This is a genomic window from Escherichia sp. E1V33 (assembly GCF_004211955.1).
In the GTDB taxonomy this organism is placed as follows: Bacteria; Pseudomonadota; Gammaproteobacteria; order Enterobacterales; family Enterobacteriaceae; genus Escherichia.
Genome location: NZ_RHJI01000007.1, coordinates 40,473 through 52,595 on the forward strand (window position 1 = coordinate 40,473; position 12,123 = coordinate 52,595).

The 12,123-nt window shown below is 44.6% G+C and carries 8 protein-coding genes; all 8 read right to left on the reverse strand.

What is annotated here, in order from left to right; translation table 11 throughout:
• Positions 1-188: 188 nt before the first annotated feature.
• The 8 genes from cadA to motA all read right to left on the reverse strand — a co-directional run bounded on the left by cadA (position 189) and on the right by motA (position 11,903).
• The gene (gene cadA, locus D9742_RS06630; protein WP_130209511.1) at positions 189-2,321 is read right to left on the reverse strand and encodes a lysine decarboxylase CadA; all 2,133 of its coding nucleotides are present in this window, start codon (positions 2,319-2,321) and stop codon (positions 189-191) included.
• A 77-nt stretch (positions 2,322-2,398) separates the two neighbouring features.
• Entirely contained in the window at positions 2,399-3,730 is a 1,332-nt protein-coding gene (cadB, locus tag D9742_RS06635; protein WP_130236378.1) for a cadaverine/lysine antiporter, read from the reverse strand.
• A gap of 363 nt (positions 3,731-4,093) precedes the next feature.
• Complete coding sequence (gene cadC / locus D9742_RS06640; protein WP_130236390.1) at positions 4,094-5,611, reverse strand: lysine decarboxylation/transport transcriptional activator CadC; 1,518 nt, start codon at positions 5,609-5,611, stop codon at positions 4,094-4,096.
• Between the two features lie 338 nt (positions 5,612-5,949).
• A complete protein-coding gene (locus tag D9742_RS06645; protein WP_130236379.1) occupies positions 5,950-7,470 on the reverse strand; it encodes a methyl-accepting chemotaxis protein in 1,521 nt (506 codons plus the stop codon).
• Between the two features lie 43 nt (positions 7,471-7,513).
• Entirely contained in the window at positions 7,514-8,023 is a 510-nt protein-coding gene (locus tag D9742_RS06650; RefSeq protein ID WP_130209517.1) for a chemotaxis protein CheW, read from the reverse strand.
• A 10-nt stretch (positions 8,024-8,033) separates the two neighbouring features.
• Positions 8,034-10,052: a chemotaxis protein CheA gene (gene cheA / locus D9742_RS06655; RefSeq protein ID WP_130209519.1), complete on the reverse strand. Its 2,019-nt coding sequence runs from the start codon at positions 10,050-10,052 to the stop codon at positions 8,034-8,036.
• Position 10,053: 1 nt separating this feature from the next.
• The gene (motB, locus tag D9742_RS06660) at positions 10,054-11,013 is read right to left on the reverse strand and encodes a flagellar motor protein MotB (RefSeq protein ID WP_130236380.1); all 960 of its coding nucleotides are present in this window, start codon (positions 11,011-11,013) and stop codon (positions 10,054-10,056) included.
• Positions 11,010-11,903, reverse strand: a complete 894-nt coding sequence (motA, locus tag D9742_RS06665) for a flagellar motor stator protein MotA (protein ID WP_130209523.1) — start codon at positions 11,901-11,903, stop codon at positions 11,010-11,012. Before motA ends, motB begins: the two co-directional genes overlap by 4 nt.
• Positions 11,904-12,123: the final 220 nt, after the last annotated feature.

Here is a 12,123-nt window from a genome sequence, read left to right on the forward strand (position 1 = left end):
GCGTAAGAGAAAACCATCAGGATTTGGCCTTAGTTTAACGGCCAGGAGATGTTGAGAATATTGCTAAAGAGGAATGAGCAGCGGAAAAAAATAAAGCCGGTGAACGACAGCATGTATTCACCGGCCCCTTCCAATAGATCGATATAAGACAGAAGGAAATAAACTGTTATATCAATTTACTACTTTAATTACTTAAGTACTTTCACGGTATAACGGCCATCGGCCTGGCGATACGCACCATGAATATCGGTTTCAAAGCCCGGATAATGCGCGCCAATTTCACACAGCATCTGCAGGAACTCCAGTACCGGACGGCTTTCAGCGGTGATCATTTCGCCAGGCATCACCAGCGGTACACCCGGAGGATACGGCAGGATCATATTGGCGTTCACGCGACCGACCATGTCATCCAGATAAACTTCTTCCACTTCGCTATGCAGTTCTTTCTGGAATGCACGATACGGCGTTACCACCATTTCAGGCAGAACTTCGAACGCGCGATACATCAGATCCGGCAAATTATGGTGAGAAATCAGTTTATGAATATTCTGTGCCAGTTCCTGAATACGCATGTCTTCATAGAATTCAGGATCTTCCTGATACAGTGACGGCAGCATGTTTTTCACACGCAGGTTTAAATCAAAGGCGCGTTTGAACTCGGTCAGACCACGCAACAGGCTCAGAGCTTTGGTTTTATCGATACCAATGCTGAAGAGGAAGAGCAGGTTATAAGGACCGGTTTTCTCAACGATAATGCCATGCTCATCAAGGTATTTCGCCACAATGCTCGCTGGAATACCGAAATCGTCCATCGTGCCGTCTTTCGTCATACCCGGCGTCAGCAGAGTGACTTTGATCGGGTCCAGATACATATGCTCGTTGTCAATGTTCTGGAAACCATGCCAGCCGTTGTCAGAATTGAGCGGCCAGCATTCAACCTGGTCAATCTGCTCTGGCTGCCAGACATCAAAGAACCAACCTTCTGATTCACCTTTTAAGCGTTTAATCTCTTTACGGAACCTGATTGCACGATTAATAGAGCCATCAATCAGACGCTTACCGGCATTACCTTTCATCATTGCCGCAGCCGTTTCAGTCGATGCGACAATACCGTAGTGCGGTGAAGTCGTGGTGTGCATCATATAGGCTTCGCTGAACGTCTCTTCGTTGACATCCCCTTTCACATGGATCATGGATGCCTGAGAAAACGCTGCGAGCAATTTATGCGTAGACTGAGTTTCGTAAATCACTTTACCTTCAACACGACCACCGCTCATCCCGCATTTACCTTTGTAAATTGGCGAGAAATTGGTGTAAGGCACCCAGGCGGAATCAAAGTGGATGGATTTTACGTCCAGCGTTTTCTTGATGTAGTCGGTGTTGTACAGCAGGCCGTCATAAGTCGAGTTGGTAATAACAGCATGTACAGGCCAGGTGGCATTCGGAGTTTCTTGCACGCGTTTGGCGATGGTTTCATGCTGAAATTCGCTCTGCGGAATACCGCCTAAAATACCGTAAGCATTACGGGTCGGGCGGAAGTAGATCGGCGTAATATCGCTCATCATCATCAGATGGGTCAGCGATTTGTGGCAGTTACGGTCAATCAGCACAGTGCTGCCCGCCGGAGCGGAATACATACCGACGATTTTGTTAGCGGTTGACGTACCGTTGGTGACCATATAGCTGCGTTCAGCGTTGAACACGCGAGCAATATACTCTTCCGCTTCTTTGTGCGGACCAGAGTGATCCAGCAGAGATCCCAGCTCAGATACCGAGATGGAGATGTCTGATTTCATGGTGTTTGCACCAAAGAAGTCATAGAAAATGCTACCGACAGGGCTTTTCAGGAATGCCGTACCGCTCATATGACCAGGGGTACAGAATGTGTACTTACCTTCACGAACATATTTGAACAGGGCTTTGGTCAGTGGCGGCAGAATGGTATCGATATATTCGTCAGTATTTTGCTTGATTTTTAAGGCGATATCTTCTGCCGCGCCCAGCGCGTATTCGAAGAAACGCACCTGCATACGCAGCTCGTTAAGGCTGACATCCAGGGTAGAGTGAGTATTTGCAAACGCATACAGTGGCATGTACTCATTCATGGCGCTGATTTCTTCGCACAGAGCAAGATTGTACTTATCCCAGTCGAAGATCACGCCGCAAAGTTGAGCATTATTTTCAATCAGCTTCAGCAGATCTTCGCGGTCGTTTGGATAGACAACGTGGAAGCCCCGTTTTTCAAGGGCGCAATGCAATTCACGGATAGGCTCTTCTTTAAAGTAAACACCCATCTGATTCATTATCGCGATAACGTTCATATTTATATCTCCTGATAGAGCTGGCTCCTCCCGTCTCGTTGTGGGAGAACGAGAGGAACGCAGAGAAACGAAGGGAATTAGTGGGTGTCTACGCTGCTAACGTCGTCAGCAGCATGTTCGCGCTGGTGCAATTTACGACCGTAAAACATCAGGATTATCAGGCTGACGATAAATGTCCCGGTCAGCTCGAAGGACGTGGCGCCTGACAGAGCGATGAAGCAGAAGACACAACCCAGCACTGAACAAACCAGGCTGGCGCTGTTACGCAGGTTGACGCCTTCGAAACGAATCAGATCAACACAGGAGTAGAAGTAAGGAAGCATGGTTAACAGCACGGCGATCCCGGTTAGCACACCAAACAGGTCAGAAGCTTTACCACCGGTAGAGTTCATCACCGTGATCAACACCATCAGGGCTGTCATTTTCACCGCTGCAAGCAGCAGGCCTTTTTTAGGGATGTTATTACTGTCAACATCACCATAAACTTTCGGGAAGTTGCCGTCGTTTGCCGCACGGACACCCGCCTGGCCAACCAGCATCATCCAGGAACCGAGGGAAGTCAGACAGGCGAAAGCGGTAAAAGCAGAAACCACCGGTGCGGCCCAGCCGCCAAACATCGTCGCGGCGCTAACGGCGAACGGAGCACCAGAAGCAGCCATACGGTCGGCAGGGAACATCCCGGAAAGCACCTGGGTTGCGGCAATATAAACAATACCGGCCATTGCCGTGCCAAGCATGGTTGCCAGCGGAACGGTGCGTTTTGGATTCTTCACCATGCCGCTGCTCACCGCAGCAGATTCAACGCCAACGAAAGCCCACAGGCAGAGCAGAATACTGTTAATCACAGCGCGGCTGTCAGTCGTACCGGAGGTGTTCCAGTTCGCCTGGTAAGTCGCCAGATCAAACCAGTGCCAGCCAATAACAGCAGTCAGCGCGACAGGAATCAGTACCAGTATCAGGCCAATCGTCGTCAAACGACTCACCCAGGTACCGCCAAGCATGTTGACGAACGTAAAGATCCAGACGATAGCAATACAGGCAATGCCGGCTGGAATTGGGCTATTTAATACAGGGAAGAAAGTAGAAAGATAAGAGACTGCGGTAATACCAATAGCAAGGTTACCGATCCAGTTCGCATGGTAATAAAGAACACCGGTCTGGAAACCGAATGCCGGAGATATTTCCCCCGCATAAGCAATTGGACCACCTTGTTGCGGGTTTTTGGTCGCCAGGCGGGCATAAACATAGGCCAGCGACATCGCGCCAATAATAGAGATAATCCATCCCCAGATTGCAATACCACCAATGCTGGCAAGATTCGCGGGTAATAATGCAATCCCGCTGCCCATCATATTACCGGCTACCACGCCAGTACAGGCAAATAGCCCGATCTGTTTGGCAGAACTCATATTTTCAATCTCCTGGATTTAATATTCAAGGCACTAGTCAACATGTAAACAACGCTGCAGACTGGCCGACTACAGAAAAGAGTACTAATTCAGGAGAATGAAGTCCTAAAGATAAAATGAATAAACAATAAACGATATATAAATGATGTTTTTTAGAGAACCATAAAGGTTATCTGGATTATCTACGGTTATCATGAAAAGATAAATCTTGTTGAATATCAACAAATTAAAGTAACTTTCTTAAGAATAAAACCGTAGTTCATCTGACTTATGATGGATTACGTAAAATATAAATACGGTGACTGATGACATGAAAAAAACGCCTTATCATATTATTTAAGAAAAAATATGATAAGGCTTCATTTATTCTGCTGAAGAATAATTTTCAAGGTAGGGTACGATGCGGTTTAGTGATGTCTGGAATATTCCGTTTTTAATCCAGTACAGCGTGTTTTCACCAGGACGCAAATTAAATGCGGTAATATAGGCATCAGCAGCAAGACGGTTTTCGCCTTTCATTTCGTAGACTTTTCCCAGCAGGATATAGTTTAGCCAGGAGAGCTCATTTCGGATACCAAGATTAATTGCCTGATACGCCTCCTCCACGTTGCCACGATCTAACAAATCGACAGTTTTAATCTGATAGTAAATCGCTGAATCCTTGATCCCTGGGCTGTTACGAATTTTCTCCATCGAGGCATATAACGTTTTAAGCTGTTTGTCATCAAGCAACTGCTGCGTATGGCGAAAAATATCGATCAATGCTTTTTCAGCATTAACATAGGTAAATTCCGGGGACTGTTTCGCCACGTCTTCGAGGATTTCACTGGCTTTGTTTAGCGATGCAGCATCCCCCTGCATTAACAACTGATGTGCTTCAAAAAAATGTGCCAGAGACTGACTTTTAATGGGTTGATAATGGTTCATCATTTCCGTCATTTTGTCTGACCAGGATAGCGAGAGCGCCGATGATAAATTGCTCAGTAAATCATTCTGGATCGCAACCTCATTAGACCCCGTAATGAAGTAACGTTTATCCAGCATAACCTCGCCGTTCGCATGATCGACCAGGCGGACAGACATAAAACATTGCTGTGCGCGATAGTGACGTTGATTGAGAAACTCCAGCGTTAACGTTTTCCCTGAATTTCCCGAAACATGGCCACTGTAGTTTATTTTGTCATGCACCATATAATTAGAAAATGTGTTAAGCGTGGATGTCACCAGGCTTCCTAAGCCAACGGCATAAAAAAGCTGTAAATTCCAGTTATTACATGCATTTCCATTAACGAGGTGTATATCAATATCAAGTGGATTCAGCAGAAGCTGAGTATTGGTCGTCGTTAAATTAGATTTAATTGCTGTTTTTGCAACCATAAATACACAACTGAGCACGGCTAGTAAAAATATAGCCCAAACGATAACAACACGGAAATGATGATATTTACGCGGCTGATTATCCGTTAATTGAGGTGCGGTAATGGTGGGGGCATTGGTCGGTGGCGGAGTATCAGACATAATATCGGATTGTTCAGGCGTCAATTCCATTTCTTCAGCACACCATATTACCGGCGCGGTGAGTTTATATCCACGCTTGGGGATAGTAACGATATATTCATTATTTTCATCATCATCGCCATTTTTTAATGACTTGCGTAATTCAGAAATAGATTGTGTTACAACGTGGCTGGTAACGATATTACGCTTCCACACATGGTCAATCAACTCATCGCGCGTAAGCACCTCTCCGGGGTGATGAGCAAGAAAAACCAGAAGATCGATTAATCGCGGTTCGAGTGTTGTCCGCCGCCCGTTGCAGCTGATTTGATTAACATCGGGACTGACTAACCATTCGCCCACTCGAACGACAGGTTGCTGCATAAAATTAGCTCCAAAAAACGGCTTGTTATATGCAGATATTAACACCCTCTTCAATTGTTGCATCTGTTTCCATATTATTAACCATAAAATAAGTTAAATCTGTAGCAAAAATAAACCAACTTAAGATATTTAATGAGATTAACTCAGGTGTTTACCCTGGCTAATATAAAGGCATTTATATTAATCCTATATAAATAGATTAAGCCTACTACTAAAAATTAACCAGTCCAAACCAGGAGTAGTAACGAGAAAAACAGGAATAGTAATCGTAGTTATCGACAACGATGGCAGATATAACACCCTGGTAGGGTGCTATATCTGATGTGCATCGGGGATAATCAAAGATCATTAATCGGTAATTTAAAGAAGGCGATCATTTCCTGTAATTGTCTGACCTGATCATGCAGACTCAGTGCGATGGTTTCCGATTCGCCGACCAATATGCTATTACGCTGCGTCACGCTATCCATTTCAGTCAGTGCATACGCAACCTGCTGAATTCCCTTGCTCTGCTCTTCAGACGCCTGTGAGATATCATTCATAATGCTGTTGACATCATAAATGGCATCTACCATTTCATTAATCGTCTTACCCGCATTGGAAGCCAGCGCATTGCCTGTATTAACATGTTCAACGGCTGTGGTTATCAATTCATTGATTTCTTTTGCCGCACTGGCGCTGTTTTGAGCCAGATGCCGTACTTCACTGGCAACGACAGCAAATCCACGTCCATGATCTCCGGCTCTTGCCGCTTCAACAGCAGCATTAAGCGCCAGGATATATGTCTGGCGAGCGATGTCATCCACAACTTTGTTAATTTCCGATATCTTTTTAACACTTTGCTCAATAGTACGGATGGTTTCCGTAACCGCCTGCGCCGCCGTCAGCCCTTCCTGTGCCGTCGTATTTGCCGCGCTGGCAAATTCATTCGCTTTTTTTGCGTTGTCAGCATTATGCGCGACTGTCGTACTAATCTCTTCCATATTGGCAGCCGTAAGCTGTAATGCCCCCGCCTGCTCCTCTGTACGAGTTGACAGGTCGCTGTTGCCATGCGCCATTTCATCAGTACTGTCACTGATTAATTCAATTGAACTTTTAAACGTTGTAAGGATTTCGCTTAAATTGAGCCGCATAGTATCCAGTTGCTCAATAACTTCGCCAATTTCGTTTTTCTGACCGATGTCTAAGGTATGGTTAAGTTCGCCATTAGAAATTAAAGAAAAGCATTCTTTAATGTATTCAAATCGTGAGAATACTTTATTTTTTAACCATAGCCAGCCAACAACCGATAATATTATCCAAAAACCGAAAGAGAATATACTAACATAATAAGAGTCAGTTAACAGACAGTTAATAATATCCTTAGCTTCAGGCTCATCATATTTATAGACATAATCATCCAGAGCATTTTCCTGAATAACAAAATTATCGACCTCTTTTTGCACTTCACTCAGTCGACCCGAACTAAACGCCTTTTCAACATTTGCAAAAGCATTACTGACTGCCTGAGTGGATTTCGAACCAACTTTAGCATCATCAGAAATTACATTCAGATACTCATGGAAATAATTTTTAGCAGATTCCATGTTATGCATGGATTTACTATTGTCACGGTAATCCCATTCTTCAAAGACAAGTTCAAGCGCTTGCCGTGTCTTTGACAATTTATTGATCTGATCTAAACCTGTCGTTAGCCTGAAAACGTTATTCTTAATCTCAATAAAATGATATAATGTTATAATATTTGACATAGTGAAGAGCAAAACAACAAAAGAAACGGCAATAATAAAAGTTGTTTTTAGAGATAATGAGTCAGGTAAGAACCTGAGCTTCTCGCTGATTTTTGATGAAAAAATCATTATTCACCTGACCTGTAAGCATGAAAATTACTAAAGCAACATTTTAGTCAACTGATATTTCTGCTGTACGCTCAACCAATTGCATTTCTTCACTGTTAAGCAATTTTTCAATATCTACGAGAATAAGCATTCTGGAATCAAGCGTACCTAAGCCAAGCAAGTAATCCGTAGCTAATTTTGCGCCACTAAAATCAGGTGCCGGGCGAATTTGTTCGGGTGACAAGGAGAGCACATCAGAGACACCATCGACCACTATCCCAACTATTTTATTAGAAAAACTTAACACGATAACGACTGTGTTTTCATCAAATGCGACAGTGTCGAGATGAAATTTAACGCGAAAGTCAACTACAGGTACAATAACGCCGCGAAGGTTTGTCACACCGGCAATAAAATCAGGGGTATTCGCAATGCGTGTAACACGTTCATAGCCGCGAATTTCCTGAACCTTTAATATCTCGATCCCATACTCTTCTTGTCCAAGAGTAAAAATTAAATATTCATTACCGACATTTTCTTTTGCCGACTGCTTATCGTTATCTGTGAGTTTCATAATGTATTCCTTAATTGAGAACCTTGCCGGAATCCACTATTGCAGGCGTCATTGCTGTTCTGGAATAAAGCGCAGCAACATCCAGGATCATAGCTACGCTGCCGTCCCCCAGAATAGTGGCAGCAGCAATTCCCGGCACCTTACGATAGTTTTGTTCGAGATTTTTGACGACAACCTGATGCTGACCAATCAGTTGATCAACCAGTAGCGCATAACGAACGCCAGCACTTTGCACGACGACCGCAATACCTTCATTTACACTCTGTAAATCACTCTGGATACCGAAAAGATTATTCAGCTCTATGAGGGCCAGATATTCCTCTCTGACTTTCAATACCAGCTCACCGCCGGACATTCTGTTTAACGGCATTTCCAGTAACATCAGCGATTCCATCACTGCGCCAAGCGGAAGAACATAAATTTCTGACCCAACGCGTACAGACATACCGTCCAGAATTGCCAGCGTCAGAGGTAATATTATCCGGATAGTGGTTCCACGCCCCTGCTCTGAATGGATTGTCACATGGCCGCCCATATCCTGAATGTTTCGTTTCACGACATCCATACCAACACCACGACCGGAGACATCGGTAACTTTCTCTGCGGTGGAGAAACCCGCTGCAAAAATGAGCATCCAGACTTCTTCATCGCTGGGGTTATCACTAATAGCGACGCCCTGCGCATGAGCGCGATTAAGGATTTTTTCTCTGTTGAGGCCGGCGCCATCATCCACGACTTCGATAACAATATTACCGCCGTGGTGCTCTGCCGATAGCGTCAGGCTACCGGTAGCAGGTTTACCATTAGCGAGCCTGACATCAATCGGCTCAATACCGTGATCCAGACTATTACGTACCAGATGTGTAAGAGGGTCGATAATGCGTTCGATTAAACTTTTATCCAGTTCAGCAGAACCGCCCCACAGCGTCAGTTCTACCTGTTTATTTAATTTATTAGCAAGATCATGAACTAAACGCGGAAAACGGCTGAAGACATATTCCATCGGCATCATACGGATCGACATCACCGATGCCTGCAAATCCCGTGCATTACGTTCGAGTTGCGCAATACTGTTAATCAGCGAATCGTACTGAGCAGGATCCAGCCCCGCAGATAACTGTGTAAGCATGGTCTGGGTGATAATAAGTTCACCGACCTGGTTAATTATCTGATCTACTTTTTCTACGGCGACACGAATACTACCGGATTCAGTACCTTGTTTACGGGATTCGCTGGCACCACGCAGTTTTCTTGCTGGCGCAGCGCCAGTCGGGGAACTGGCTGTTGCAGAAAATCCACTATCGTTTGTTTCTCCCGCAACACCGCCTGTATCCGGACAGGTATTTTCTACAAAATCGTCATCACAAACATCAATTGTGATTTGTTCTGGTTCCAGAATAAAACATAATACCGCCAGAATATCATCCGCAGCGGTAGTGGTAAACATACGAGCCTGCAGGCTGCTTTTCTCAATTTTAAGATCCTGCAACTCGCCAAGATTTTTAAGTTCCTCAACAAGAGGTTCGAAATCCTTTTCTCCCAGATCCCTGAGGGTAATCTTTAAAATATCTTCTCCCGTTCCTGTATCTTTTTTACTTTCTTTTATCGGCTCGGACTGAGTGTTGTTATTAACAGTGCCCTCCCTGGATTCCAGGGCCATCTGTCTCAGTGCCTCGCAAATATACCGGTAGCTGTCCTCATCCGGCGAGCGGGAAGATTTATATGCATCAAGTTGATCCTGCATAATATCCTTACTTTCTAAAAAAAGATTAATGATGCCTTCATTGAGCTGGAGTTTTCCGCTGCGGGCATCATCCAGAATATTTTCCAGAATATGCGTTGTTTCCTGCAATATGGTAAAACCAAATGTCCCCGCGCCGCCTTTAATCGAATGAGCGGCTCGGAAGATAGCGTTCAGGCTTTCCTTATCAGGCGTTCGCGGATTAAGCTCAAGCAAATGCCCTTCCATATCTGCCAATAGCTCATCGGCTTCATCAAAGAAAGTCTGATAAAAATCGCTGATATCCATCTTATTTCGTCTTCTCCTGAACAGGAATTTCGGACGCGGGGTGTAACGGCGGGTTAGCGGTGCCAAGTGTGCTGGATGGCGCAGAGAGTTTTTGTTCTGTCACATCACTGTTAAGCAACTTATCCTCGTTCATAATTTCTTGTTCTTTCTCTTCACTCAGCACGAGGATACTGATACGACGGTTGACGGGATCGTCTTTCGCTGTACCGGTCTGATTCATACTGTCAGCATCACCGATAACCTGTAAGAATTTGCCAACTTCCAGACCATGATTAATAAGTATTCTTCTCGCCGCGTTAGCACGATCAACGGAAAGTTCCCAGTTGCTATAGCCTGCGTCGCCGCCGGCATAAGGCAACGAATCAGTATGTCCGGTTACCATTATGTGATTCGGTAATTGGTTCAAAACAGGCACTAATGCCTCCAGAATTCCGACCATATAGGTTTCCGGTGTCCAGCTACCAACTTTAAACATCGGGCGTTCCTGGCTGTCCGTTATCTGTATCAACAGTCCATTCGGGGTCAACGATAAACGTAAATTTGAACGGAATTTGTTCAGACGGGCATCCGTCTTCATGATGTCGTGCAGCTTTGACTCTGCATGCTTCAGCGTTTTATTTCCCGAATAGAAATGATCTTCCTGCTTTTGCAAAACAGTTTTCTGAACTTCCCCATTCTGATGAACAACATCCTCGCCACCGCCGGGAATAATACTTTGGCTCTGAGTATCTTTGTCGCCATGTTCGGCCATAGGTACGCCGATGGGGATTTTGAAATACTCTGCAAGCTGATGACGCTGCTCTGGCGTGGAGGAAGAAACCAGCCACATAACCAAAAAAAAGGACATCATGGCAGTCATAAAATCGGCATAAGCAATTTTCCACGAACCACCATGTAAACCTTCTTTTTTATTACCTGAGCGTCTTACAACAACAATGTTGCCGGTCCCGTTGTTCTTCATGGGGCCTCACCTGTGGAAGAATTATTGGCCGAATATTTCGCCTGGCGAACATGTTCCTCAAGCTCGGCAAAGCCCGGACGTTCGCTGGTAAAGAGGGTTTTTCGACCGAACTCAACCGCAATTTGCGGCGCAGAACCATGAATACATGACAGCAACGTAGTTTTAATACACTGAAGCATTTTTATTTGCTCGGCACTTTTCTGCCGTAACAGAGACGCCAGCGGAAGCACCAAACCATAGGCCAGTAGGATCCCTAAAAAGGTTCCCACCATCGCATGGGCTATCAAAGCACCAAGTTCAGCGGCGGGTTTATCTACTGCGCTAAGGGCGTTTACGACCCCCATAACGGCCGCCACAATACCGAATGCCGGTAAAGCATCACCTGCAGTCTGCAAACTGTGAACCGTTGTTTCATATTCCATTTCGCAGGTTTCAATTTCCTCATCCATTAAAGATTCCATTTCAAAGGCGTTCATACTGCCACTGATCATCAGTCGCAGGTAATCAACCATAAAATTCATCACGCTTTTATCTTTCAATAAGCGGGGATAAGAAGAAAAAATATCACTGCTTTCAGGATCTTCAATATCATTTTCCAGTGACATTAGCCCTTTTTGACGTCCTTTACTTAGCAGTAAAAACATCATGGCCAGTAAATCCATGTACATTTCTTTTGAGTAAAGTGCCTTAGCCCGGAATAAGACAGGAAATGTTTTTATAGTTGAACGAATAGCCTTGCCATTATTACCAACGATAAATGCACCCAGACCTGCGCCAGCGATAATCAAAAATTCGGTTGGCTGATATAATGACATCAGATATCCTCCGGCGAGGACATAACCACCAAACACAGTCACAAAAACTACAAAATATCCTAATAAAACAAGCATGTTCGCTCCTTACCATCGGTCATGCCTGGTATAAAAAAGGCTGACAGAGATGTTCACTACGATGAAAAACTACCGAACATCCCGACGGCAGCGTAAACAACGACAAAGAGAAATCTCTATCGTGATAATAAAATCACGAAGGCGAATGCTCATGGTTGCATATCTGTACAGGAGGAACGACAATCACATATTAGATAATAATATCTGTAACTGAATGACC